This is a genomic window from Jiella endophytica, assembly GCF_004519335.1.
Taxonomy (GTDB): domain Bacteria; phylum Pseudomonadota; class Alphaproteobacteria; order Rhizobiales; family Rhizobiaceae; genus Jiella; species Jiella endophytica.
The window spans coordinates 975,536-1,001,480 of record NZ_SOZD01000002.1; the positions used below are offsets into that span (position 1 = coordinate 975,536).

Here is a 25,945-nt window from a genome sequence, read left to right on the forward strand (position 1 = left end):
GGTGAATGCTATGGCCGTTCAAATTCCGGGCGCGGGCACCTATTTCTGCCGGGACCAACGCCACCCACTGTCCTTGCCTGAAAGCCCACCCCATGCTCGACCTTTCCCGCCTGCGTCGCGAAGCCGTGGAGGCGCCTGAAAGCGGTATCGTTGCCGTCGTCAACCATGCCCGCGGGCGTGAGGGCATCATTCCGATGTGGGCCGGCGAGGGCGACCTCTCCACGCCGAAATTCATTGCCGACGCTGCCGCCGAGAGCCTTTCGGCAGGCGAGACGTTCTACACGTATCAGCGCGGGCTGCCTGAGCTGCGCGAGGCGCTCAGCCGCTATGCGAGCACGCTCTACGACCAGAATCTCGAACCCGAGCGCTTCTTCGTCACCGGTTCGGGCATGCATGCGATCCAGATCGCGCTGACGGCGCTGGCGGGGGCAGGCGACGAGGTCGTCTATATCGGTCCGCTCTGGCCGAACTTTGCCGCTGCCGCCGGGCTGATGGGCGCGGTCAGGCGCGAGGTGAGCCTCGATTTCGACGCTGGGCGCTGGAGCCTCGATCTCGACAAGCTGAAGGCGGCGATCTCGCCGAAGACCCGCGTGCTCTTCGTCAACACGCCGTCGAACCCGACTGGCTGGACCGCCGACCGCGAGACGCTGGCGGCGATCCTCGCGATCGCGCGCGAGGCAGGCGTTGCCATCATCGCCGACGAGATCTATGCGCGCTTCTACTACGAGGGGCCTCGGGCGCCGTCCTTCCACGACGTGATGGCTGCCCACGACGCGATCATCTTCGTCAATTCCTTCTCCAAGAACTGGGCGATGACCGGCTGGCGCATCGGCTGGATCGAGGCAAGCCCGGCCCTCGGCCAGATCGTCGAGAACCTCATCCAGTATTCCAATTCCGGCGTCGCCGCGTTCATGCAGAGGGGGGCGATCGCTGCTTTGACGAAGGGCGAGGACTTCGTGGAAAACCAGATCGCCCGGGCCGAGACCGCCCGCGACATCTTCTGCGATATCCTGACGGCCACCAACAAGGTCGAGCTGACGCCGCCGGACGGCGCCTTTTACGCCTTCTTCAAGATCGACGGGGTAGCCGATACCAGGGCCGCGGCCTTCCGGATCGTCGATGAGGCGAAGGTGGCGATCGCGCCGGGAACGGCCTTCGGGCCGGCGGGTGCGCCGTTCTTCCGGGCCTGTTTCCATCGCCGGCTCGACGAGGTCGAAGCGGCCGCCCATCGTCTTGCGGAGTGGATCGGATACCAGGTGTGAAGCCAGCGGAGACGGGCGACGGACGGGCTGCTTATCGTCGCCTGCGGAACCTTTGCATCACGGTCACCGCGGCTGTCGCCGGCGGCTTCGTCGCCAGTCTCTTCGCCCTGCCGGTCGCCTGGCTGCTCGGCCCGGTGGTGGCGGTGACGGTCTGCGCGCTGTCCGGCCTCGACACCCGCTTGCCGAAGGGGCTGAAGACCTTTGCCTTCTACATTCTCGGCATCCAGGCGGGCTCCGGCGTCTCGCCGGAGATCGCCAACCAGATCGCCATCTGGCCGCTCTCCTTCATCATCCAGCTTCTCGGCGTGCTCTTCGCAGCGCTCCTTTGCTACGGCTTTCTGAAGCGCAGCCTCGGCTTCGACCACGCGACGGCGCTGTTCGCCTCGTTGCCGGGCGCCCTCTCCTTCGTGGTCGCGGCCGCCTCCGAGACCAGGGCGGACATGGGCCGTGTGGTGGTCATCCAGTCGATCCGGCTGCTGATGCTGATCGCCGCCCTGGTGCCGCTGCTCGGCGCGCTGGAGGGCGGTGACGCGATGGGCCCGGCGATCCGCCCCGGCGGCGATGGCTCGCTCATCGAATATGCCCTGATGTTCGGCCTTTCAGCCGTCAGCGCCTGGCTGGCGGCAAAGCTCAACGTGCCGGGCGGCATGATGCTCGGCGCCCTGATCGGAAGCGCGGTGCTGCACGGGGCGAATATCGTTTCGGTGTCGCTGCCTGTCTGGCTGGCGCTGCCGAGCCTCGTGCTTCTCGGCGTCATCGTCGGCGGCAGGCTGAACGGCATTTCCGCGAGAGCCTTCCTGAAGCTTCTGATCCCATCGCTCGGCTGCTTCGCCCTCAGCCTGCTCGGCACCGGCCTTGCCGGGATTGCCGCGGTGGTCTTCGTCGACCTGCCGGTGCCCAATGTCGCGCTCGCCTATGCGCCGGGCGCTCTCGAGGCGTTGACGGTGCTCGCTTTCCAGTTCGACATCGATCCGGCCTATGTCGCCTCCCATCACGTGGTGCGCTTCTTCGCCATCGCGATGATCGTGCCGTTCCTCGCAAGGCGCGTGTCGCGACGCGAGGCGCGGGACAATCTCGGCGGCGACACGGTCAGCGCGCCCGGCGAATAGCCGGAAGGCAGGACTCGCCACGGGCGGACCGTGCCGCCCCTTGCAATCGCAGCTTTTGGGAAACGTCAGGCGTCGATGGCGGCGAAGACCGACGGGTTCGGCGCTTCCGCTTCGCCGCCCTCCGGCCCCCAGGAGACGATCCAGGCGACGAAATCCTCGCTCGTCGCCTCGAAAGTGAACGCGTCATGGGCCTCGACGAGCAGCGCGTCGCCTTCGCGAACCTCGCCGCGCTCGCCGTCCGTGAGCGTGGTGGCGCTGCCCCTGGTCACGATGAACACCCGGTCCTGAAAATGCGAGGTTTGCTGCGCCTCACTACGCGGCGCGAAAGCTTCGAGCGTCATCGTGCCGTGGGCGAAAGCCTCGGCGACGAAGAGGCCGTCCGGCCGTTCGGCCGTGGCCTGGCGGGGAAGCTTCGACAAAAGGGAGGCGAGCGAGACCTTCATCGGCGGATCCTCGAGACGAAAAGGGACCCGCCGGACAGTCTCGCATTTGCCGCGGCTAAAGCCGGGAAAGACCGGATCAGCCGCCCGCCTGGGAAACGACCAGCGGGGTCACCTTCTCCGAACGCTCCGGGCTTGCCGGGCGTTCCGTCGCAAAGGGAATGCCCACCGCCTGCCAGGTCTCGACCAGCGCATCCTTCAGCGCCTCGATCAGCCCGTCGTCATGGAGCGGCGTCGGCGTGATCCTGAGCCGCTCGGTGCCGCGCGGCACCGTAGGATAGTTGATCGGCTGGATATAGATCGCGTGTTCGGCGAGCAGCCGGTCGCTGGCCTTCTTGCAGAGCTCCGGATCGCCGACGAGCAGCGGCACGATATGCGTGTCGGACGGCATCACCGGCAGGCTCGCCGAGGCGAACACCGCCTTGGCCCGCGCCGCCTGGCGCTGCTGGGCGTCGCGCTCGGCCTGGGAGGCCTTGAGATGGCGGATCGAGGCGGTCGCCGCGGCGGCGAGCGCCGGCGGCAGGGCGGTGGTGAAGATGAAGCCCGGCGCATAGGAGCGGACCGAGTCGACCAGCGCCTTGGAACCGGTGATGTAGCCGCCGAGAACGCCGAAGGCCTTGGCCAGCGTTCCCTCGATCACGTCGATCCGATGGGCGACGCCGTCGCGCTCGGAAATGCCGCCACCCCGCGGGCCATACATGCCGACCGCATGGACCTCGTCGATATAGGTCATGGCACCGTAGCGCTCGGCGAGATCGCAGATCGCCGCGATCGGCGCGACGTCGCCATCCATCGAATAGACGCTTTCGAAGACGATCAGCTTCGGCCGGTCCGGCTCTGCGCCGGCGAGCAGTTCCTCGAGATGAGCGAGGTCGTTGTGCCGGAACACCTGCTTCTTGGCGCCGGACTTCCTGACGCCCTCGATCATCGAGGCGTGGTTGAGTTCGTCGGAAAGGATCAGGCAGTTCGGCAGGAGCTTGGCGATGGTCGAGATCGACGCCTCGTTGGACACGAAGCCCGAGGTGAAGACCAGCGCCGCTTCCTTGCCGTGGAGATCGGCGAGCTCGTGCTCGAGCTCGACCAGCGGGTGGTTGGTGCCGGAAATGTTGCGGGTGCCGCCGGCGCCCGAGCCCATCGAGCCGGCCGCCGCGGTCATCGCCTCGATGACGCCCGGATGCTGGCCCATGCCGAGATAGTCGTTGGAGCACCAGACGGTGATCTCCCGCGCCGTCCCCTCATGGCGCCAGATCGCCCGCGGAAAGCTGCCGGCGATGCGCTCGAGATCGGCAAACACCCGATACCGGCGCTCCGCATGCAAAGCCTCGATCGCTGAGGCGAAATGGCGCTCGTAGTCAATCATCGTGCACTCCTTGTCGGAATGGTTCTAAGTCGGCCAACCCGCCTTGTCCACACGCCGGTTGGCCGCTGCCGAGCCTGACTGTCCAAACAATATGACACATATTCCGACGGGAATGACAACTGAATTTGACAGCCAGCAGATCATGGCAGAAGTCTGCACCACGAGCCTTGATTTAGAACAAACCAGGAGTGGTCATCGTGACAATAGTCACTGTAGACGGCCCGCCGGCTGTTCACCCCTCCTTGCCGCCCTCACCCGGCCGGCTCGCGGTCGATCCGCCTTGCCCCGGCTCGGATGCCGTACTGGCATCGTCGGCCTTCGTGTGCTCGACGGGCGCGGCGTCCTGTTCCGCCGTCTCGGCTTCGCTCTGGCGGCGGGCCCGAGCCTGCACCTTGCGGCGTGCGAGATTGGCGCGCAGCGCCTGTTCCAATCGCGCCTGGCGGCTTGACTTCTTCCGGTCGGACGGGGTCTTCGTCATGCCGCGGATGTATCGATTCCAGAGTGGAAAAACCAGAGCCCGTTTGGGGTGCCTCGGGGGAGAGAGCCGCAGGAAATTCGGATGGCGGCTTCAGCTCCGGATCAGCGGGCCGGGCGCCGCAGCCGAGCCGCAAAATCGCATCCGCTCTGTCGCAGAGGGTGCCTGGGAAGCTGGATCATGATCGACCGCATCGGCTTTGCCGCCGAACTCGCCGCCTATACCGAGCAGCATGGCCCGGTGACCATCGGCCTTGCCGGCGCCGGCCAGATGGGCACCGACATCGTCGTCCAGACGGCGCTGATGACCGGCGTCAGGGTCGGCGCCATCGCCGCCAACAGCCCGCGCCGGCCGATGGAGGCGATCGCGATGGCCGGCTACGACGCGGATCACGGGATCGTCGCGACCTCGCCGGCGGCGATCGACGCGGCGATCGAGGGCGGCCGGATCGCCGTCACGAGCGACATCGCCGATCTCTGCGCCAGCGGCCGGGTGGACGTCATCGTCGATGCGACCGGCAGCCCGGAGGTCGGCACGCGGCTGGCGCTTCTGGCGATCGAGAACGGCAAGCACATCGTCATGCTCAATGTCGAGGCGGACATCACCGTCGGCCGGCTGCTGGCACGCAAGGCGAAGGCCGCCGGCGTCGTCTATTCCGGCTCGGCCGGCGACGAGCCCGCCGCGACGCTGGAACTGATCGCCTTCGCCCAGGCGCTCGGCATGGAAGTGGTCGCCGCGGGCAAGGGCAAGAACAATCCGCTCCGCCACGACGCGGTGCCGGAGGAATACGAGATCGAGGCCCGCGAGCGGAACATGAATGCCCGCATGCTGGTCGAGTTCATCGACGGCTCGAAGACCATGGTGGAGATGACGGCGATCGCCAATTCCACCGGCCTCATCCCGGACGTTCCCGGCATGCACGGTCCCGAGGCGAGCCTCGACAATCTCGCCCAGATCCTCTGCTCGCGCGAGGACGGCGGCGTCCTGTCGAAGCCGGGACGGGTCGACTACACCGTCGGCAAGGGTGTCGCGCCGGGGGTGTTCTGCGTGGTCAGGCCGCGCCATCCTCGGGCCATCGAACGGATGGCGGATCTCAAGGTCGGGCCGGGGCCCTGCTTCGCCCTCGTCCGCCCGTTCCATCTGACCAGCCTCGAGACGCCGCTTTCGGCGGCGCGCGTCGTGATGCACCGGCGGCCGGACATGGTGCCGGTGGATCGGCCGGTGGCCGAATGCGGCGCCCGCGCCAAGCGGGCGCTCGAGCCGGGTGCGACGTTGGGTCGCATCGGCATGGCCGATTACCGCGGATACGCTTTCGAGTGGCGCCATGCGAAAGGCGAGCACGCCCTGCCCCTCGGGCTCGCCGAACACTCGCGCGTCACCCGTCCGATCGCGGCCGGCGAGCTGCTCACCTATGAGAACTGCACGCCGGACGAGACGCTTTTGGTCACGAAAATTCGGGCCGAGCTGGACGCTGCGGACAGTCAGAGCTTCGGCTGATCTCAGCTGGAGCGTTCAGGCACGTCCGTGCTGCATCGAACGGGTCGCGTCGATCGCCGCCTCGAGACCTTTCGCGAGCACGCTTCGCTCGTGGATGGAGAGGTTTTCCAGCGCAGTACAGATCGACCGCAGTGGATCACGCTTGAGAAGCTGATGGCCCTTTTCGGTCAGTTCCAGCCGCTCCGCCCTGCCGCGGCCGATCGTGCCCATCTTGGTCACCAGCCCCTTCTCGACGAGGGTTCGCACCGTTCGGGCCACGGCGCCGGACGCCAGTCCCTGATGCCTGGCGAGATCGATCGCCGTGCGACGATCTGCTTCGGCCTGGTGGATGTAGCGCAGGGCCGACCACTGGGCCGGAAAGAGCTGCGCCGCATAGCCATTGGAGTGCAGGCGGCGCGCCACCTGCTCGAAAAGCCCGGTCAAGGCTTCGGTGGATTCGGTCTCCGTCATCTTGTCAAGTCGCCCCATTCATTACTGCGACCACGTGAAGCAGTCACAAGCACTATAGGCGGGCAAATCCGTTTGCGCGATAACGGAATGATTGCAAAATATATGGGTGACGTATTTTGGTGTCACATTAGAATTGTTCTACGTTTGGAGCGGTCTGAGCCAGTAGATCCGCAATGGCTGGCGTAGAGCGAACTGGTCGCCATCCTTCGCAGCCAGTCTTTCGAAGAGTGCCTCGACCTCGGCGCGGCAGCGTTCGGCTGCGGCCTGGCGAGCAGGGTCTACCGCGACCAGGCGGTCGAGAAACGCCCCGGCGCTGCGGTAGCGGACGGTCTCCTGGAAGACGACATTGCCCTTGAGCTCCAGCTGCTCGCCTCGGACGGCATCGGCAATGGCGACGCCGGCGGCGTGGTAGGCCGAAGCCTCGTCCTCGACCGGCCGCATCACCTCGTAGAGGCTGCCCTCGGGGAGCGGCTCGACGATCAGAATCGGCGCGTCCGGCCGGGCAATTCGCCTTGCCTCGCCGAGCGCGCCCGGAAGGCTTTCTGAAGGGACGTGATGGAGCGAATTGAGAAAGACGACCGCATCGAAACTCTTATCCTCGAAGGGTAGATGCTCGGCGTCGGCGAGCTCCAATCGGGCGGCGGAAGCCTTTTCCCGCGCCTTTTCGATCGCACGCGGACTGGGGTCTGCGCCGGCCACTTCGAAGCCGTCGTCGAGAAGCCGCGCGGCCAGCCGGCCTTCGCCGCAACCGACGTCAACGACCGTTTTCGCTCCGGCGAAACGCAGGCTCTCGACGATGACATTGTGCGGATCGCCCGAGGCGAAGGCGGCATTCAGCGCTTGCGGCGTCTGCATCGGTCTGTCTCCCAACTCATGGTCCGGCCAATATTTCTTAAATGACGGGCCGGCTACCGGAGCGCGCCGTTCTATCGCGGCATGGCGCGTCTGTCGCGATCGAGCGCGATGCGTGCGAATGGACGCACCGGGGACGCTCCCAGCTTTTCCGATCACCGCATCGTGCCTTTTCAGAAATTCGATTCCGATTTCCGGGCCGATGCTGCAGGCTTCATCATTCGGCTGCGACCTGTCAAAACTCCGGCTGTGATGGACCGCGAATCGGGCGCCGCGACGGATCGTGGAGGCTATCGAGCGAACCCGTTTGGGTCCGGCGGGACAGGACGCAGGCGGCTTGCCGCCGGGGTGGCAGAGGGAAGACGAGCGATGACCGGTCCGACCAGCAATCCAGCCGAGAACGGCGGCGTCGTCATCGCCGGCGGCGGCCAGGCCGGCTTCCAGGTTGCGGCGAGCCTTCGCCAGGGCGGCTACGAGGGTCCGGTGACCATTGTCTCCGAGGAGCAGCGGCTGCCCTACCAGCGCCCGCCACTGTCGAAGACCTACATCAAGACCGACGCCGCCTTCGACAGCCTGCTTCTGAAGCCCGGGAGCTTCTTCGACAAGAACGCCATCGCGTTCCGCTCCGGTCTCACGGTCGAGGCGATCGACCGGGCGGCCGGTCGGGTGACGCTGTCGACCGGCGAGCACCTCGCCTACGACCACCTCGTCGTCGCCGTCGGCGCGGCCAACCGCGCGCTGCCGATCGAGGGCCGCGACCTTTCCGGCGTCCACCAGCTGCGAACCGCCGAAGACGCCGAGCAGCTGAGAGCCGATCTCGGCACTGTTCGAAGGGTCGTCATCATCGGCGGCGGCTTCATCGGGCTGGAAGTGGCGGCCGCCCTTCGCGCCATCGACAAGGAGGTCACCGTCCTCGAAGCGGCGGACCGGCTGATGGGCCGCACCGTCTCGCGGGAGGTCTCGCGCTTCTTCCTGGACGAGCATCGCCGCATGGGCACGGAGATCCGTCTCCGCACGGCCGCCGCCTCGATTCGAGGCCATGGCCGCGTTGGCGCGGTCGCATTGCCCGACGGCAGCGAGATTGCCGCCGATCTCGTGCTCATCGCCGCCGGCGTCTTGCCCAACGACCGGCTTGCCCGGGATGCCGGCCTTGCCACCGACAACGGCATCCTCGTCGACCATCACATGACGACGGACGACCCCCGCATCTTCGCCATCGGCGACTGCGCGGCGTTTCATTCGCCCTTTTCGGAGCGGATCGTCCGGCTGGAGTCGGTGCAGAACGCCGTCGACCAGGCAAAGCTCGTCGCCCAGCGGATCATCGCCGGCGAGGCCGGTGGCGAGATCGCGCCCTACCGGGCCGTGCCATGGTTCTGGAGCGACCAGGGACCGTTCAAGCTGCAGATCGTCGGGCTGACGGCCGGCGCCGACCATGTCGAGATGGCGAGCCTCGGCGAGGCCGGCCGGCTGGTCGCCTATTGTTTTCGGGGCGACAGGCTGCTTGGCATCGAGACGGTGAACCGGCCGGGCGAGCACATGCTCGGGCGGCGGATCCTCGCGGAGGATCTGGTGATCGCCCGCAGTGAGGTCTCGGCCGAAGGCTTCGACCTGAAGGCCCATGTCGCGGCCCTCAAAGCCGGTAGCTGACACCGCAGCGCCGGCCTTGCGCAACGACGTCGGCCAAGCCTCAAGCCAAGACCGCTTCCATTGCAGTGCCGCGCTGCGATCACCATCTTCGATGGAGCGCCGGCAATCAGGCCGGGCTTTTTCTTGAGGGAGGATCAGACTCTGTGACCGATACGACGCTCGACACGACGCGCATGGACTATCTCGAAGTGCGCCGCGCCTATAGCGGCGTCAGGACGCGGCGGATGCTGTCCTTCGTCTTCGACTATACGATCGTGCTTCTGCTTTCCGTTCCGGCGGCGATCGTCGTCTTCCTGCTCGGCATCCTCTCCTTCGGTCTCGCCTGGGGACTCTATGCGGTTCTCCTGCCGCTGATCGCCATCCTCTATCTCACCTTCACCCTTGGCGGAGCCAGCCAGGCGACCCCCGGCATGCGCTTCGCCGGCATCCGGATCGCCCGCCTCGACGGCGGCCATGTCGATCCGCCGCTGGCGGTTCTGCACGGCGTGTTGTTCTGGGCGGCGAATGCGGTGCTGACGCCTCTCGTCCTTTTGGTCGGCCTGTTCACGCCGAGGAAGCAGCTGCTGCACGACCTCCTGCTCGGCACCGTCATCGTGCGCGACCGCCCCCTCTGACGGCGGATCGTAAGCCCTTGACGGGGCTGTCACCGACGGCGCCGGCACAACCTGAATGCCACGCCGGCCAGAGGATTCGCGGCAGGCCGGGTTGTCAGCCGGCCTTTGGCCAGAGATAACGGCGCGGGGACAACAGCTCGCGACGTTTCATGGATTCCTTGCACATCTGGCTCACCTACCTGCTGATCCTGGTGAGCATCGTGGGCTATGCCATGGAGCGCTGGGCGATCGAGGCGGTCGCCGCGGCTTCCCTTGCGGGCTTCCTGCTCCTCTTCGCGATCTTTCCCTACAGCGATGCGACCGGCCATGCGGTCACCAGCGCCGATCTCCTTTCCGGTTTCGCCAATCCGGCCCTGATCACGGTGATGGCGCTGCTGATCGTCGGCCAGGGGCTGTTCGCCACCGACGCGATGGCCCGGCCGACCGCGTGGCTGACACGGATCGGCGGCAATGTCGGCGCCGGCGCGGTGGCGATCGTGCTGATTTCGGCCGCGACGCTCTCGGCCTTCCTCAACAACACGCCCGTCGTCGTCATCTTCATCCCGATCCTGACGATGCTCGCCACCCAGCGCGGCATCTCGCCGAACCACGTCTTCATGCCGCTATCCTTCCTGTCCATCCTCGGCGGCCTGACGACGCTGATCGGTTCCTCGACCAACCTGCTCGTCGCCGGCGTCGCGGCCCGCGCCGGCTTCGAGATGAACTTCTTCGACATCACCGTGCCGGGCCTCGCCATCGCCGTCGTCGGCGCGATCTATGTCATCCGCTTCATGCCGCGGATCCTGACGCCCCGCGAGGCGCAGGACGGCCGGGTGGTCGATCCGGGCGGCAAGCAGTTCCTGGGCGAGATCGACATCACCGAGGGCCACGCCTTTCTGGGGCTCAGGGCACGATCCGGCCTGTTTCCGGGCCTCGGCGACCTGACGCCGCGGATGATCATCCGCAACGACCAGACCATCCTGCCGCCCTTCGACGACATCGAACTCACGGTCGGCGACCGGCTGATCGTCACCGCGACCCGCCGGGCCTTCTCCCGGGCGCTCTCGCGCGGCAATCTGAAGGTCAAGACGCTCGATCCCTCCGGCGGCGACAACGGCTCCAGGTCGAACAAGATCGGACCGGACATGGTGATGGCGGAAGCGGTGGTCGCCCCTGGCTCCCGCTATGCCGGACGGACGATGCAGTTCTCGGGCCTTCGGACCCAGTTCGGCATCACCCTCTTCGGTCTGCAGCGAAAGAGCCGCATGGCGCGGGCGGCGCTGTCGGAAATCCGTCTCGAGCCGGGCGACACGCTGCTCCTGTGCGGTCGCGAGGCCGATCTCGCGGCACTGCGCGGCAATCACGACCTCCTGCTGCTGGAATATTCCGCCCAGCCCATCCCGCAATCGGCCAAGGCGCTGCTGGCAACGCTGATCTTCGTCGCCATCGTCTCCTTCTCGGCCGCCGGCATCCTGCCGATCGAGGTTCTCGCGGTCTGCGGCGCCATCGCCATGGTCGCCAGCGGCTGCCTGACCATCGGCGAGGCCGCCCGCTCGATCGACCGGTCGATCTTCATGCTGGTCGGCGCATCGATCGCCGCGGCCACCGCGCTGGAGCGCACCGGCGGCGCCCATCTGATCGCCGAAAGCGCCCTCGACGCGCTTGGCGGCGCGCCGCCCGTGGTGCTTCTGTCGGGGCTGTTCCTGGTGATCGCCGCCTTCACCAATGTCCTGTCGAACAATGCGACGGCAGTCCTCTTCACGCCGATCGCCCTCGACATCTCGCGCCGGCTCGGCGTCTCACCGGAACCATGGCTCGCCTGCGTCATTTTCGGGGCGAACGCCTCTTTCGCGACGCCGATCGGCTACCAGACCAATCTCCTCGTCATGGGGCCCGGTCGCTACCGATTCTTCGACTACGTAAAAGCCGGTGTTCCCCTCGTGCTCCTGGTGTGGTTAACATTCACGATCGTCGCTCCATGGTATTACGGGCTTTGACTTCTCGGGATAGTACGTGACCGTCCATCACCCGCAGACGCCGCAGTTCTTCCTGACGTCGCCGTCCGCCTGCCCCTATCTTCCCGGCCAGGCGGAACGAAAGGTCTTCACCCATCTCGTCGGCGAGCGCGCCCCGGCGCTGCTCGATCTCCTGAGCCAGGGCGGCTTCCGCCGCAGCCAGAACATCGCCTACCGGCCAGCCTGCGAGCGCTGCCGCGCCTGCGTTTCCGTCCGCATCCTGGTCGATGAGTTTTCGCCTGGCAAATCGATGCGGCGGATCCTGGCAAAGAATTCCGACCTCGTCGGCCGGATGTCGACGCCGAGCCCGACCAGCGAGCAGTATTCCCTGTTCCACAACTATATCGACCACCGTCACGCCCGCGGCGGCATGGCCGAGATGAGCGTCCTCGACTATGCGATGATGGTGGAGGACAGCCAGGTCGACACCCGGCTGATCGAATACCGCCGCAAGGGTCCGGACTCGCGCTTCACCACCACGTCCGACGGCGAACTCCTCGCAGTGGCACTCTCCGACGTGATGGCCGATGGCATGTCGATGGTATATTCCTTCTTCGATCCCGACGAGGATCAGCGCAGCCTCGGCACCTACATGATCCTCGACCATATCGAGCGCACGAGGCGGATGGGCCTCTCCTATCTCTATCTCGGCTACTGGGTCGAAGGCTCCAAGAAGATGGACTACAAGATCCGCTTCCAGCCGCAGGAACATCTGAGCCCGAAGGGCTGGGAGCGCTACCAGGGCTAGGACGGAGGGGACGGCAACCCCATCTTCGAGGTTGCCGCCGATTTCCTCTCACGACACCATATCGAGCGCCGTGACCTCCGCCGGCAGACCGCGCATCAGCTCCACAGCCTGGCGCTGGAACAGCCGGCGGTAGATCCCGTCAGGTCGCGCAATCAGCGCCGCATGGTCGCCCTCCTCGACGATCCTCCCGCGATCGAAGACCAGAAGCCGGTCGAGGGATTTGACCGTCGACAGCCGATGCGCGACCACCATCGTCGTCCGCCCGGCCATCAGCCTCTCCATCGCCCGTTGGATCAGCACCTCCGATTCCGAATCCAGGCTCGACGTCGCCTCGTCGAGGATCAGGATCGGCGCGTCGGCGAGGAAGGCCCTGGCGATCGCCACCCTCTGGCGCTCGCCGCCCGACAATTTCACGCCGCGTTCGCCGACGAGGGTCTGGTAGCCCTTCGGCAGGCGGGTGATGAAACCGTCGGCGCCGGCGAGCCGCGCCGCCTCGACGATCTCGCTCATCCGCGCCCCCGGCCGGCCATAGGCGATGTTGTCGGCGAGCGAGCGGTGAAACAGGATCGGCTCCTGCTGCACGATGGCGATCTGCGAGCGCAGCGATGCCTGCCGCACGCCGGCGATGTCCTGGCCGTCGATCCTGATCGCACCATCCGTCACGTCGTAGAGACGCTGGATCAGCTTGACGAGGGTCGACTTGCCAGAACCCGAATGGCCGACGAGCCCCACCCGCTCGCCCGCAGCGATGGTGAGCGACAGATCGCGGTAAAGCGGGGTCGCATGCGAGCCGTAATGGAACGACACGCGGTCGAAGACGACCTCGCCGCCGCCGATCGCGATCTCCGGCGCTCCGACCTTGTCGTCGACGCCGATCGCCAGTGCCGACAGATCGACCAGCTCCTCCATGTCGTTGACCGACCGCTGGACATTGCGCACATGCTGGCCGACCTCGCGCAGATAGCCCTGCATGACGAAGAAGGCGGTCAGCACATAGGTGATGTCGCCCGGCCCCGCCGTGCCTTCAGCCCAAAGGACGATCGCCAGCGCGACGACGCCGACCCGCAACAGGAAGAGCATCGCATTCTGCACCGTGCCGTTGATCGTGCCGCGCCGCCAGGAGCGCCCGGCCCTCGACCGCCACTTCTGCGACACGCGTTCGAGGATCGCCTCCTCCCGGGTCTCGCCGCCGAAGGCCTTGACCACGGCGTTGCAGGAGATCGCATCGGCGAGCGCGCCGCCAAGCCTCGTATCCCAGACATTGGCGAGCCGGGCCGCAGGCGCGACATAACCGAGCGACAGCGACACGGTCAGCGCCAGATAGGCGAGCGCGCCGGACCCGATCAGGAGGCCCATCACCGGCCAGTGCCAGCCGAGCAGAACGGTCGTGCCGACCAGCATGACAAAGGACGGCAGCAGCGAGACGAGGACGGTGTCGTTCAAGAGGTCGAGCGCCCACATGCCGCGGGTGATCTTCCTCACGGTCGAGCCGGCGAAGCTGTTGGCGTGCCAGTCGGTCGAGAAGCGCTGGACGCGCGCAAAAGCCTCCGCCATCACCTCGGAGATCATCTTGAGGGTGAAGGGGATGATGGTCATGAAACTGGCGAAGCGGCAGACGACGCCGGCGAGAGCGAGCACCGCCAGCATCGCCAGCGCGGCGAGCGCCGCGTCCAGGGCACCCTCGGCATCCGTCGTCCCCGCGATCGCATCGACGAGGCGGCCGGAATAAAGCGGCGTCAGCACGTCAGCGAGCGTGCCGAGCGTGATCGCGCCGCAGATGGCGGCCATCCTGGCCGGCTGACGCCGCCAATGGAGGACGGTGAAGGAAAACGCCGCGGCGAAGGCCGACCGGCGCCACTCGAACAGGCGAAACGGCATCGGATCACGACCGGAGTGGCCCGGTCCCCTGACGATCCTCCACGAAAAACGCACAGCGACGACTTCAGCGTCGAATATGACAGTCGGCGGGAGGAAGCTGACGGCGGGCCGGCTGAAAAGCTCGAGGGCGGCCCATTCGAAGACGCGCGCGCTAGGCGCAGATCAGGAGTGCGTAACCCCTGCGAGGGCGGTACCGTACAGATTCATCGCGGCCCTCCCTTCGGTTGGCGTCATGTCAGGATGAGCGACGCTTAGCCGAACCCGAATCGTTTGGCAAGCGTATGGATGCGACTGCAGGTCGGCGAAGCAGAGATGGCGGCGCCACGTCAAAGGAGTGGGCGCCGCTGACATGGCTTCGGTCGAGGCCGCGATCAGGCAGCATCGCTCATCGAACTGATACCGTCACACGGCGACAACCGGCCTTTGGCCATTCCCATCAACCGACGAACTTGTTGTTCTTCGGAAAGCCCTTCGGGACCAGCCGGCCGGCCTGGGCGCGGTCGCCACGCCATTCCAGGAGTTCGTCCTCGCGCCGCAGGAAGGCCCTGCCGGCGGAATCTGTCCAGGCAAGGCCCTCGGCCAACTTGAACACCTTCACGTCCGAGACGCCGCCATCCTTGTAGCGCTGCAGCCGGACGCCCTTGCCCCTCGCCATCTCGGCCACCTGGGCTAGCGGGAAGACCAGGAGCTTGCGGTTCTCGCCGACGATCGCGACCATGTCGCCGCCGGCGACCGGCACGGCAAAGGCGAGGCGGGTCTTGCCCGAGACGTTGACCAGCTGCTTGCCCTTGCGGGTCGAGGAGATCATGTCGGCTTCCGCGGCGACAAATCCGGCGCCGTCGGAGGAAACCAGCAGCCGCTTCATCTCCGGATCGTGGACGAAGCCGGCGATGATGTCGTGCTCGTCCTCCATCTCGATGGCAAGGCGGATCGGCTCGCCCTGACCTCTGCCGGAGGGCAGCTTGTCGGCCGACAGGGTGAAGGCCCGCCCGCCAGTCGACAGGAAGATCAGCTTGTCCGTCGTCATCGCGTGGAAGGCGAGCTTCAGCCCGTCGCCCTCGCGGAAACTCAGCGCCGAAGGGTCGGACAGATGCCCCTTCATGCCGCGCAGGAATCCCTTCTGCGACAGGACGACGGTCACCGGCTCCTTCTCGATCAGTGCGACGGTGATGTCGTCGAGATTGTGCGTCGGCGCATCGGCAAAGCGGGTGCGGCGCCGGCCGAGCTTGGTCTTTTTGGAGAAGGTCTCGCGCACCTCGCGGACCTCGTCGGCGACCCTCGCCCATTGCCTGTCGTCGGAGGCAAGCAGCGCCTCCTTCTCGGCCTTCTCGGCGGTCAGCGCGTCGAACTCCCGCCTCAGCTCGAACTCCTCGAGCTTGCGCAGGGAGCGCAGCCGCATGTTGAGGATCGCCTCGGCCTGGTTGTCGGTGAGCTCGAAGGTCGCCATCAGCTCCTTCTTCGGCTCGTCCTCCTCGCGGATGATGCGGATCACCTCGTCGACATTCAGGAAGACGACGAGATAGCCCGAGACGATCTCGAGCCGCCGCTCGATCTGGCCGAGCCGGTGGCGCGTGCGCCGCTGCAGAACCTCGCGCTGGTGGGCGAGCCATTCCGACAGCACCTCCCTCAGCGACAGCACCTTCGGCACCTTGCCGCCGGACAGGACGTTCATGTTGAGCGGAATGCGGCTCTCGAAATCCGTCAGCCGGAACAGGGATTCCATCAGGAGTTCGGGATCGACCGTGCGGCTCTTCGGCTCCAGCACGATCCTGACGTCCTCGGCGGATTCGTCGCGGATGTCGGCGAGGAGCGGCAGCTTGCGGGCCTGGAGGAGCTCGGCGATCTTCTCGATCAGCCGCGACTTCTGCACCTGATAGGGAATCTCGGTGACGACGACGACATAGTTGCCGCGGCCGACGTCTTCCTTCTCCCACCGCGCCCTCACCCGGAACGAGCCGCGGCCGGTCTCGTAGGCCTCGCGGATCTGCGCCTGGTTGTCGACGACGACGCCGCCGGTCGGAAAGTCCGGCCCTTGGACGAAGCGCAAAAGCTGGTCGGTGGTGGCGTCCGGCGTCTCGATCAGCTTCAGCGCGGCGTCGCAGAGCTCGGCAGCGTTGTGCGGCGGGATCGATGTCGCCATGCCCACGGCGATACCCGACGAGCCGTTGGCGAGAAGGTTCGGAAAGGCGCCGGGCAGGACGACCGGTTCTTTGTCCTCCTCGTTATAGGTCGGACGGAAGTCGACAGCGTCCTCGTCGATGCCCCGCAGAAGCAGCGTCGCGACGTCGGTCATCCGCGCTTCGGTGTAGCGCATGGCCGCGGCACTGTCGCCGTCGACATTGCCGAAATTGCCCTGACCGTCGATCAGCGGGTAGCGGACAGAGAAATCCTGGGCGAGGCGGACGAGCGCGTCGTAGATCGCCGCGTCGCCATGGGGATGGAACTTGCCCATCACGTCGCCGACGATGCGGGCGCATTTCTTGTAGGCGTCGCCCGGATCGAGCCTCAGGATGCGCATGGCATGGACGATGCGCCGGTGGACCGGCTTCAGCCCGTCGCGCACGTCCGGCAACGCACGGCCCATGATGGTCGACAGCGCATAGGCGAGATAGCGCTCCTCGAGCGCCGTCTTGAGGTCGATCGGTTCGATGTCGCCGCCGTCTGATGGCGGTTCCGCTGCCTTGCCCATGGCACGCGTCTAGCGAAGGTCAAGGCATGGAACAAGACCGGAACGGAACCATCCTCAGCTTTTTGTGCCGCCGAGAACGCGGAGGCCTCTTCGACCATCCGGTCCGGTCAGTCTCCCTGGCGCTCGGCCGGGCAAGCCGGGAGAGAAGCGCTACGATGTCTTCTCCCTGCCTGATTTCTCCATAGATTGGCCGCCGTCATCGCGCTAAGTCTCGCGCGGGGCATGACCCGCTCCGCGCCAGGCGCCGGGCTCAACGCTGAAAGAAGGTACTGCATGTTCGCCAAGACTTCCGTGTCCCTGACCACGACCGCCGTCGCGCTGATGTGCTCGACGGCCGCGTTCGCCGCCGACGCGAACGCCTTCGGCGAGCGCCTCAAGGCGGTCGCCGCCAGCCAGAACATGATGGTCGCGTATGACAGCGCCACCTCGGAAGGCGACAACGTCGTCCTGAAGGGCATGACCCTCGCGCCGAAGGGCGAGGACCCGGCAAAGCTCGGCGACATCACCTTCGAGGATGTCAGCGGCTCCACCGAAGAGGGCTGGAAGGTCGCGCGGGTGCCGATCGCCGATATCGACGTCACCGAGGGCGAGAGCCACACCGTGGTCACCGGCATGTCGATCGAGGGCGTCGAGCTCCTGCCGGCGGAGCGCAGCGGCCTGCCGGCGGTCAAGCAGCTGTCGGAGTTCTATTTCGACAAGGCCGGTCTCGACAAGATGACCGTCGAGAAGAACGGCGCCAAGGTCTTCGACCTTTCCGGCGTCTCGGTGGAAAACACCATCAACGACGACGACACGCTCTCTTCGGACTTCAATTTCGGCACCTTCAATGCCGACTTCACCAAGGCCGATCCCGAGGCCGCGAAGACGATGACCGATCTCGGCTACGACACCCTGACCGGCAGCGTCGAGGGCAGCGCCGGCTGGGACCCGAAGACCGGCACGCTTTCGCTCGATCCCTTCGACATCAATGTCGAGAACGCCGGCAACCTGTCCTTCACCTACGAGATGGCGGGTTACACGCCGGCCTTCATCCAGTCGATGCAGCAGATCTCCAAGCAGATGGCCGAGAACCCGGAGGGCAACCAGAACGCCGGCATGGCGATGATGGGTCTGATGTCGCAGCTCTCGCTCGGCTCGGCGGACATCACCTTCACCGACGATTCGCTCACCGGCAAGCTGCTCGACTACTATGCCAAGAAGCAGGGCCAGACGGTGGACCAGCTGATCGCCCAGGTCGAGCAGATGGTGCCGGCGATGCTCGCCCAGCTGCAGAATCCGGACTTCCAGAAGCAGGTGAGCGATGCGGTCTCGACCTTCCTGAAGGATCCGAAGTCGCTGTCGATCTCGATCGACCCGGAGACCCCGGTGCCGGCCATGCAGATCGCCGGCGCGGCGATGGGCGCGCCGCAGACCCTGCCGCAGGTGCTGTCGCTGGAAGTGACGGCGAACGACGCGACGGAGGACTGACCTCGCGAGGCACCGGGCGCGGCTGAAGCGGGCTCCGCCGCTCCAGGGCGGGCCTCGCGCCGCTTCTCGATCACGTCGCGGCAGAACCCTTAGCCGCAACCTCAAATTCTTTCGCCGGCCGGGCTGCCCTGCCCGGCCGGCGTTTTATCTGGCGGCTCGACAGAAGCTTTAGCGGCCATCAAGCCGCGGACGGAGGGAGGCCGCCATCTTCGCGCAATCACCGATCCTCGACGCCGTCCTCGGCGGGATTTTCCTCGCCGCTATCGGGCTTTGCGTCGTCATCTTCCTCGTTCGGGTGATCGGGCTTCGCTCGTTCTCCAAGATGACGGCCTTCGACTTCGTCATCACGCTTGCCACCGGCTCGCTGCTCGCCTCCGCCGCGACCACGTCGAGCTGGCCGGCCTTCCTGAAGGCGCTCGTCGCCATTGCTGCGCTGATGGCGATCCAGGTCGCTCTCGCCTTCGGCCGGCGCAACAGCCGGATGGTGACCAGCGTGGTCGACAACGAACCGCTGCTTCTGATGCGCGACGGCGTCTTCATCGACGCGGCGATGGCGACAAGCCGGGTCTCGCCCGGCGACGTCTATGCCAAGCTCCGCGGCGCCAACATTCAGGCGATGGACGAGGTCCGCGCGGTCGTTCTGGAGACCACCGGCGACATTTCGGTGCTGCATGGCGAGAGCTTCGCGCCGGAGCTCTTGCGGCACGTGCGCGGCGCCGAGGCGGCCGGGATGGTCCCGGACGACAGTGCCCGCAGCGCCAGCCGCAAGGCCTGACCCGGCAGCGTCCGGGCACGACGTCGCCCGTCGCCAGCCGGGCCGGCGACGTTCCTCGTGATCGTCACAAGAGCGCCAAGAGCGACGAGTTGTCCGACTTTCGCGCCCTCTTCGAGCGCCCTATCAGTGAACGGCCGGCCGACCCGGGCTCGGGTCTCGCCCGGAAGACCGAGGCAGCGGCGCTGGCGGGCCGATCAGCCAATGTTCGTCACGATCACCGGCGATCCGACCGACAACCGCCCGCCGGGGGAGATCGCCGCATGGCCGAGGCACCGCTGATCCTGACGCTGCGTTTCGACGAAGCGAGCTACGAATACTTCGAGGCGTTGCGCCGGCAGCACTTTCCGCCCGAGCGCAATGTCATCCCGGCGCATCTGACGCTGTTCCACCATCTGCCCGGCGAGAAAGCTCCCGAGATCGCCGCGACGCTCCGCGAGGCCGCCCGGCAGACGGCGCAGATCCCCCTCACCGTCACGGGCCTGCGTTTCCTCGGCCGCGGCACAGCCTTCGAGATCGCCGGCCCGCCCCTTGCCGCGCTCCGTCGCGATCTCGCCACCTGCTGGCAGGCCGATCTGACGCCGCAGGACGCGCAGGGCTTTCGCCCGCATGTGACGATCCAGAACAAGATGCCGGCAGACGAGGCACGGGCGACCTACGAGGCGCTGCGTGCGGCGTTCATGCCTTTCGAGGCGACCGGCACCGGCCTTCTCCTGTGGCACTATCGCGGCGGACCGTGGGAGCCGGCGGGGACGTTCCCCTTCGAGGGCGGGTGAAGCGCCAGCTAAGATTTGGACCGCAGGGGCGAGGCGGGCTCCAAAGTCCCGTCATTCCGATACAGGGCAGCCTCTCGGCAGGGTCGGGCCGAAGCAAGATCGGTCGGCGGGACGGCTGACAGGGCTCGTCTCGTCATGCTCCGCCGCGAAGCCTTCCGCGCCTCACCCCTTCTTCTCTACCGGCGCCACCCTTAGCCCCAACTCCCGCAGCTGCGCCGGCGACGCCTCCGCCGGCGCGCCCATCAGCAGATCGAACGCCTGCTGGTTCATCGGGAACAGCGCGATCTCGCGGAGGTTCTTGGCGCCGCACAGAAGCATGACGATGCGGTCGATGCCGGCGGCCATTCCGCCATGGGGCGGGGCGCCGTACTGGAAGGCGCGGTAGAGGCCGCCGAAGCGCTCCTCGACGTCGGCGCGCGAATAACCGGCGAGTTCGAAGGCTTTCACCATGGTCTCGGGCAGCTGGTTGCGGATGCCGCCGGAGGCGATCTCGTAGCCGTTGCAGACGATGTCGTACTGGAACGCCTTGATCGACAGGGGCTCCTGCGTCTCCAGCGCCTCGATCCCACCCTGGGGCATCGAGAACGGGTTGTGTGCGAAATCGATCTTCTTCTCGTCCTCGTCCCATTCGTAGAACGGGAAGTCGATGATCCAGGCGAGCTCGTAGGCGTCGCGGTCGAGGAGGTTCAGCTCCTCGCCGACACGGGTGCGGGCGGCACCAGCAAACTGCACGAACTTCTCCGGCCGGCCGGCGACGAAGAAGCAGGCGTCACCCGCCTCGAGGCCGAGTTGGTTGCGCACCGCCTCGGTGCGCTCCTCACCGATGTTCTTGGCGAGGGGGCCTGCGCCGGACACCGCGCCGTTCTCCTCGCGCCAGAAGATGTAGCCGAGGCCGGGCTGGCCCTCCCCTTGCGCCCAGGAGTTCATCCGGTCGCAGAAGGCGCGTGATCCGCCGGTCTTCGCCGGAATCGCCCAGACCTCGACCTTGTCGTCATTGGCGATCATGCCCGCGAAGACCTTGAAGCCCGAGCCGGCGAAATGCTCGGTCACCGCCTGCATCTCGATCGGATTGCGGAGATCCGGCTTGTCGGAGCCGTATTTCTTCATCGATTCCGCATAAGGGATGCGCCGGAACGTTTCCGACACGCGCTTGCCGTCGGCGAACGTCTTGAAGACGTCGCGGATCACCGGCTCCATGGTCTGGAAGATGTCCTCCTGCTCGACGAAGCTCATCTCGACGTCGAGCTGGTAGAACTCGCCATAGAAGCGGTCGGCGCGCGGGTCCTCGTCGCGAAAGCACGGCGCGATCTGGAAATAGCGGTCGAAGCCCGACATCATCAACAGCTGCTTGTACTGCTGCGGCGCCTGCGGGAGGGCGTAGAACATGCCGTTGTGAAGCCGCGACGGCACGAGGAAGTCGCGGGCGCCCTCGGGGCTCGATGCGGTGAGGATCGGCGTCTGGAACTCGGTGAAGCCGGTCTCCTGCATCAGCGAGCGGATCTTGGCGATGATCTGCGTGCGCCGCATGATGTTCCTGTGCAGCGTCTCGCGGCGGAGATCCAGAAAGCGGTATTTGAGGCGGATGTCCTCCGGGTAGTCGGGCTCGCCGAAGACCGGCAGCGGCAGCTCTTTCGCCGGCGACAGCACCTCGATCTCGCGAGCGAAGATCTCGATCTCGCCGGTCGGAAGCTTCGAATTGACGGTCTCTGCAGAGCGCGCCTTCACCTCGCCGTCGACCCGGATCACCCATTCGCCGCGCACGGTCTCAGCGGTCTTGAAGGCCGGAGAGTCGGGATCGACCACAACCTGGGTCAGGCCGTAGTGATCGCGGAGGTCGATGAACAGGAGGCCGCCATGGTCGCGGATGCGGTGCGCCCAGCCGGACAGGCGCACGGTCTCGCCGACATTCTGCTTCGACAGGTCGGCGCAGCGATGGGTGCGGTAGCGGTGCATGGCGGTCTCGTCGCTTCATGGCAGCGCGCTTCGCCAGAGGCGAAACGCGCTGCAAAATCGTCGTGGAATCGGTGGCGGACAAGCGCATGGGCGCCGCGCGATGTCAAGGTCGCGCGGCGCCGCGCTTGGCCATAGGTCCGGCTCCCGGCGGACACATCGACGAAGCCCGGGGACCCCGCAAAGGACCCGCCGCGACGCCTCCCGGATGGCGACCCTCCGCACCGCTGGCGGACGGCGGCGCGCCTCCCCGCCGCGCGAAACCTGCTCCATCCTTCACTTCTGATAGTAGTTTCACTCGACCCGCCGTTGTCCTACACAACGATATTGACGGAGCGGCCGCGCGTTCGGACCTTGCTTGGGCTTGAGCGTTTGCGGCCGCACTGTCGGAAGCGGGAGGAACTGATGGACGCCGTCAATGTCGCCTTCGGCGAGCGATCGCCCTGTCCCTGCAGGAGCGGCCTTTCCGCCATGTCCTGCTGCGAGATGGACCTGGAGGCGGCGCGGCGCGTCACGCCCACGCCAGGCATGCGGCAGGCGGTGGCGAACGCCGCGGCGAAGCTGAAGTCGGGCCATCTGGAACGGGCGGTGCATTTTGCGACGGCCGTCCTCGAACGGGCGCCGCTCGACATCCAGGCGCTTCGCACGCTGGCCAGCGTGCGCCTCGAACAGAACCGCCAGCATCCCGCCGCGATCCTCCTCGAGCGGATCGCCATCGAGGATCCTTTCAATTTCTGGGCGGTCAGCAAGCTGGCGCTGCTGGAGCTCTCCCGGCAGCATTATTTCAAGGCCGAGCAATTCGCCCGCCAGGCGCTGCGGCTTTCGCCGACGAGCCCGCAATCGCACAATCTGATGGGCGTCGCGCTGACCAATATCGGCAAGGCGGCGGCCGGCGAATATCACCACCGCAAGGCCCTGGAGCTGACCGGAAGGCGGGTGCCGCTGGTGCTGGCCAATCTCGCCCTCAGCCTGAAGAACCAGGGCCGCATGGAGGAAGCCCGCGAGCTTTACCGCGAGGCTCACATGGCGGAAAAGCGCAACCGGCAGACGCTGCTCGCCTGGGCGCAGCTCGAGGAGGCCGACCGCAATCTCGATGCCGCCAAGGAACTGCTCGACAAGGTCGAGGCAATCAGCGCGCCCTCGCCGGCGACGCGGCAGACCCGTGCGGCGATCCTCGGCCGCGAAGGCCGGCTGGAGGAAGCGCTCGCCGTCCTCGACCTCGACGACCCGCGGACGCTGCGGCCGATCGAGCTTCTGGAACGCGGCCGGCTGCTCGACCGGATGGAGCGCTACGACGAGGCGTGGCAGGCCTTCCTCGCCGGCAAGGCGATGGCCATCAGGATGGGCGGGCGGCGCTACCTGCAGGCGGAGGCAAAAGCGCTTGCCGAACAGCTGTCGGATTTCTTCTCGCCGGAGCGCGTCGCCATCCTGCCGCGGGCCAGGGTCAGGCAGGACGTCGCCCAGCCGATCTTCATTCTCGGCTTTCCAAGATCCGGAACGACGCTGCTCGAGCAGTCTCTGTCGGTCAGCCCGGACATCGTCGCCGGCGACGAACTGACGACCATCCACGAGATCGTCGCGGCCATGCCGCGGCTGCTGGCGAGCCCGAATGAATATCCCGGCGCACTCGCGGAAGTCTGGATGGGGGACAAGCGCGAGGAACTCGACAGCCTGCGCGACTACTATCTCCAGCGGGCCCGCCAGCTGAACCTGCTCGCCCCCGGGGCCCGCTTCTTCACCGACAAGATGCCGCTGAACGAAATGCATCTCGGGCTGATCGGGCTGATCTTTCCGAAGGCGCCGCTCATCCACATGATCCGCCATCCGCTCGACATCATGGTCTCGGCGATGTCGAACTTCTTCACCCATGGCGGCTTCTGCGGATCGGAACTCGAGACCGCCGCCGAGCATCTCGTCCGCTCGACCTCGCTCGTCGTCCACTACCGCTCGGTCATGGAGCTGAACTACAAGGCAGTGCGCTACGAGGATGTCGTCGGGGCCCAGGAGGCGACGATGCGCGGCGTCTTCGACTTCATCGAAACGCCGTTCGACAGGCGCTCGCTCAGCTTCGAGGAGAATGTCCGCTTCGCGCGCACCGCCAGCTATGCGCAGGTGACCGAGCGGCTCTACGATCGCTCGCGCTACCGCTACCGCCACTATCTGCGCCACCTGGAACCGGTGCTGCCGGTCCTCGAGCCGTTGATCGCGGCATGGGGCTATGACGTCTGAAACCGCAGGAAATCGCGCCTCGTCTTTATGAGGATCTCCGACCGAGTGCCTTTGCGGCACCGTGCGGCCCGCCGGGGATCAAGCCATGCAATTTCCGCTGGACTAACGCAGCAAACCATACTAAATTTCTTGTGAAGATAAGAGGTATTGCAACGTTCTCTTATAAGGTACCTTGACCGTTGCTTTTCGCAACGGATTTTTTGACCGAAGCGTGAGATCGCCCGCGTTTTTTGGGCGCAAGACCGACCTGACCGCGCTGCGATGCTGATAGTTTGCGCGCCGTGACCATGTCGTCTCATGATCATGCCTGACTGACGACCAACAGATCATCCCTCGAGCGACGACAAGGACATCATGGCGACCTCAAATCCGCTTCAGTTTTGGCGAGTCACCAAGAATTCCCAGTACAATTACACCGTCGTCAGTGATACGGGGTCGGTCTATACGGTTACCGACGACGGCACCGATCCGGGCGACAATCCCAACATTCTCGGCGATGTCGATCCGGACAATTTCCAGGACTCCGGCGGTTTGTCGGACATCTACCGCAGCGCGCTCCAGAACGGCCGCGGCTTCATCGCCTACAGCCCCACCTACGGCTACTATCTCTTCCAGTATGCCGCCTATTACACCGCCGGCGCCACCATCACGACGGTGAATGCCGACTTCGCCATCTGCTTTGCGAGCGGCACGCGGATCGAGACGGCCCGCGGCCCGGTCGCGGTCGAGGATCTTGAGATCGGCGACATGGCGGTGACGGCCAGCGGCGCCGAGCGGCCGATCCGCTGGATCGGCCGGCGGGTTGCCGACTGCACCGGCAAGCATGCCGACGAGGCTCCCGTCAGGGTCCGCGCCGGCGCCTTTGCCGACGGCGTACCCGCTCGCGACGTCCTGCTGTCGCCGGGCCACCCGGTGCTGGCGCGGCGCGGCGGGCGCGAATTCCTCGTGCCGATCAAGCAGCTGGTCAACGGGACGAGCATCACGCGCAGCCGTATCGGCCGGGTCACCTACTGGCATGTCGAGCTCGACGAGCACGACATCCTTCTTGCCGAGGGCCTGCCCGCCGAAAGCTTCTTCGAACGGGGCGGACGCAACTGGTTCGGCGCCGTCGATCTCGACGAGGTCGCCGCCAATCCCGGCCTCGTCCCGGAGGGCGAGCGCCGTCGCTGCCGTCCGGTGGCCTTCCAGGGACCACTGGTCGAAGCCGAGCGGCAGCGGCTTGCCGCCCGCGTCGAGGCCGGGCAGGTCGACCTCATCGAGAAGGACGCGCAGTTGCCCGAGCGCCGCGTCGCCTGACATCCCCATGCAAGCCCGGCTCTCGCCGGAGAGCCGCGCAGGCTTCGCCGGCGTTATTGCGTCCTCCGGCGAAGCCTGGGCGCTGCGTTCCCGTTCGTCGCATGCAGTTGCGGTATCGCAAGGTCTCCCGCGCTGCGACGGGCCGCCAGATCGGCTCAGAGCGCCGAGCGTCCGAATGGACGCACGCGCTCTGAGTTATTGAATCACCGCATCGTGCTTTCCAAAAATCGATTCCAATTTCGGGCTGATGCTGTCGCTCGAATCGGTCCGTCGTATTGGCTGCCTTGCCGTCAGTCGCCTTGCTGCAGCCGCCAGCAGTTTCCTCTGAGTGTCGGTTCTCCGGCAGCTTTCCCCGACGAGGCTTTTATACCCTGCGCGTCGGGGAATCCCTTCCCATGGAGCGACAGCGTCGGCGCGAAACCACAATCGATTTTCCCAAG

General features: G+C 66.3%; 20 protein-coding genes. 12 read left to right on the top strand and 8 right to left on the bottom strand.

Annotation, left to right across the window (positions count from 1 at the left end; genetic code table 11):
- Window positions 1–92 precede the first annotated feature (92 nt).
- Both E3C22_RS09530 and E3C22_RS09535 read left to right on the top strand, forming a co-directional pair.
- Entirely contained in the window at window positions 93–1,262 is a 1,170-nt protein-coding gene (locus tag E3C22_RS09530; protein WP_134761743.1) for a pyridoxal phosphate-dependent aminotransferase, read from the top strand.
- Complete coding sequence (locus E3C22_RS09535; RefSeq protein WP_134761744.1) at window positions 1,259–2,371, top strand: AbrB family transcriptional regulator; 1,113 nt, start codon at window positions 1,259–1,261, stop codon at window positions 2,369–2,371. Before E3C22_RS09530 ends, E3C22_RS09535 begins: the two co-directional genes overlap by 4 nt.
- A 65-nt stretch (window positions 2,372–2,436) precedes the next feature.
- On the opposite strand, the gene E3C22_RS09540 is transcribed toward E3C22_RS09535, so the two are convergent.
- The 3 genes from E3C22_RS09540 to E3C22_RS09550 form a co-directional block, all read right to left on the bottom strand.
- Window positions 2,437–2,814, bottom strand: a complete 378-nt coding sequence (locus E3C22_RS09540) for a cupin domain-containing protein (RefSeq protein ID WP_134761745.1) — start codon at window positions 2,812–2,814, stop codon at window positions 2,437–2,439.
- 76 nt (window positions 2,815–2,890) lie between these two features.
- Complete coding sequence (gene hemA, locus E3C22_RS09545; protein ID WP_134761881.1) at window positions 2,891–4,168, bottom strand: 5-aminolevulinate synthase; 1,278 nt, start codon at window positions 4,166–4,168, stop codon at window positions 2,891–2,893.
- Window positions 4,169–4,403: 235 nt separating this feature from the next.
- Entirely contained in the window at window positions 4,404–4,649 is a 246-nt protein-coding gene (locus tag E3C22_RS09550; RefSeq protein WP_134761746.1) for a hypothetical protein, read from the bottom strand.
- Between the two features lie 177 nt (window positions 4,650–4,826).
- Between E3C22_RS09550 and E3C22_RS09555 the strand changes: the two genes are divergently transcribed.
- Window positions 4,827–6,143 (top strand): NAD(P)H-dependent oxidoreductase, encoded by a 1,317-nt coding sequence (locus E3C22_RS09555; protein ID WP_134761747.1) that lies wholly within the window; start codon window positions 4,827–4,829, stop codon window positions 6,141–6,143.
- A gap of 15 nt (window positions 6,144–6,158) precedes the next feature.
- Here E3C22_RS09555 and E3C22_RS09560 read toward each other — a convergent pair whose 3' ends face one another.
- Window positions 6,159–6,593 (bottom strand): MarR family winged helix-turn-helix transcriptional regulator, encoded by a 435-nt coding sequence (locus E3C22_RS09560; RefSeq protein WP_167591707.1) that lies wholly within the window; start codon window positions 6,591–6,593, stop codon window positions 6,159–6,161.
- Between the two features lie 138 nt (window positions 6,594–6,731).
- On the bottom strand, window positions 6,732–7,448 hold the full coding sequence (locus E3C22_RS09565; protein WP_134761749.1) for a class I SAM-dependent methyltransferase: 717 nt from the start codon (window positions 7,446–7,448) through the stop codon (window positions 6,732–6,734).
- A 366-nt stretch (window positions 7,449–7,814) separates the two neighbouring features.
- Between E3C22_RS09565 and E3C22_RS09570 the strand changes: the two genes are divergently transcribed.
- From E3C22_RS09570 to E3C22_RS09585, 4 genes are all read left to right on the top strand, one after another.
- The gene (locus tag E3C22_RS09570; RefSeq protein ID WP_134761750.1) at window positions 7,815–9,092 is read left to right on the top strand and encodes an NAD(P)/FAD-dependent oxidoreductase; all 1,278 of its coding nucleotides are present in this window, start codon (window positions 7,815–7,817) and stop codon (window positions 9,090–9,092) included.
- Between the two features lie 173 nt (window positions 9,093–9,265).
- On the top strand, window positions 9,266–9,706 hold the full coding sequence (locus tag E3C22_RS09575; protein ID WP_134761882.1) for an RDD family protein: 441 nt from the start codon (window positions 9,266–9,268) through the stop codon (window positions 9,704–9,706).
- A 149-nt stretch (window positions 9,707–9,855) separates the two neighbouring features.
- A complete protein-coding gene (locus tag E3C22_RS09580) occupies window positions 9,856–11,682 on the top strand; it encodes an SLC13 family permease (RefSeq protein ID WP_134761751.1) in 1,827 nt (608 codons plus the stop codon).
- Window positions 11,683–11,698: 16 nt separating this feature from the next.
- Window positions 11,699–12,448: an arginyltransferase gene (locus E3C22_RS09585; RefSeq protein WP_134761752.1), complete on the top strand. Its 750-nt coding sequence runs from the start codon at window positions 11,699–11,701 to the stop codon at window positions 12,446–12,448.
- A 48-nt stretch (window positions 12,449–12,496) separates the two neighbouring features.
- Here the strand turns inward: E3C22_RS09585 and E3C22_RS09590 are convergent, their stop codons facing one another.
- Window positions 12,497–14,326: an ABC transporter ATP-binding protein gene (locus E3C22_RS09590; protein ID WP_134761753.1), complete on the bottom strand. Its 1,830-nt coding sequence runs from the start codon at window positions 14,324–14,326 to the stop codon at window positions 12,497–12,499.
- 436 nt (window positions 14,327–14,762) lie between these two features.
- On the bottom strand, window positions 14,763–17,015 hold the full coding sequence (parC, locus tag E3C22_RS09595) for a DNA topoisomerase IV subunit A (protein WP_134761754.1): 2,253 nt from the start codon (window positions 17,013–17,015) through the stop codon (window positions 14,763–14,765).
- Window positions 17,016–17,288: 273 nt separating this feature from the next.
- On the opposite strand from parC, the gene E3C22_RS09600 reads away from it, so the two are divergent.
- From E3C22_RS09600 to E3C22_RS09610, 3 genes are all read left to right on the top strand, one after another.
- Window positions 17,289–18,482: a hypothetical protein gene (locus E3C22_RS09600; RefSeq protein ID WP_134761755.1), complete on the top strand. Its 1,194-nt coding sequence runs from the start codon at window positions 17,289–17,291 to the stop codon at window positions 18,480–18,482.
- 322 nt (window positions 18,483–18,804) lie between these two features.
- Window positions 18,805–19,257, top strand: a complete 453-nt coding sequence (locus tag E3C22_RS09605; protein ID WP_206026923.1) for a DUF421 domain-containing protein — start codon at window positions 18,805–18,807, stop codon at window positions 19,255–19,257.
- 260 nt (window positions 19,258–19,517) lie between these two features.
- Window positions 19,518–20,030 (top strand): 2'-5' RNA ligase family protein, encoded by a 513-nt coding sequence (locus E3C22_RS09610; RefSeq protein WP_134761757.1) that lies wholly within the window; start codon window positions 19,518–19,520, stop codon window positions 20,028–20,030.
- A gap of 162 nt (window positions 20,031–20,192) precedes the next feature.
- Here the strand turns inward: E3C22_RS09610 and aspS are convergent, their stop codons facing one another.
- Window positions 20,193–21,983: an aspartate--tRNA ligase gene (gene aspS, locus E3C22_RS09615; RefSeq protein ID WP_134761758.1), complete on the bottom strand. Its 1,791-nt coding sequence runs from the start codon at window positions 21,981–21,983 to the stop codon at window positions 20,193–20,195.
- Window positions 21,984–22,385: 402 nt separating this feature from the next.
- On the opposite strand from aspS, the gene E3C22_RS09620 reads away from it, so the two are divergent.
- Both E3C22_RS09620 and E3C22_RS09625 read left to right on the top strand, forming a co-directional pair.
- On the top strand, window positions 22,386–24,209 hold the full coding sequence (locus E3C22_RS09620) for a tetratricopeptide repeat-containing sulfotransferase family protein (RefSeq protein ID WP_134761759.1): 1,824 nt from the start codon (window positions 22,386–22,388) through the stop codon (window positions 24,207–24,209).
- 354 nt (window positions 24,210–24,563) lie between these two features.
- Window positions 24,564–25,505 carry a Hint domain-containing protein gene (locus tag E3C22_RS09625; RefSeq protein ID WP_134761760.1) on the top strand — a complete coding sequence of 314 codons (942 nt, stop codon included), beginning with the start codon at window positions 24,564–24,566 and terminating at the stop codon, window positions 25,503–25,505.
- Window positions 25,506–25,945 lie beyond the last annotated feature (440 nt).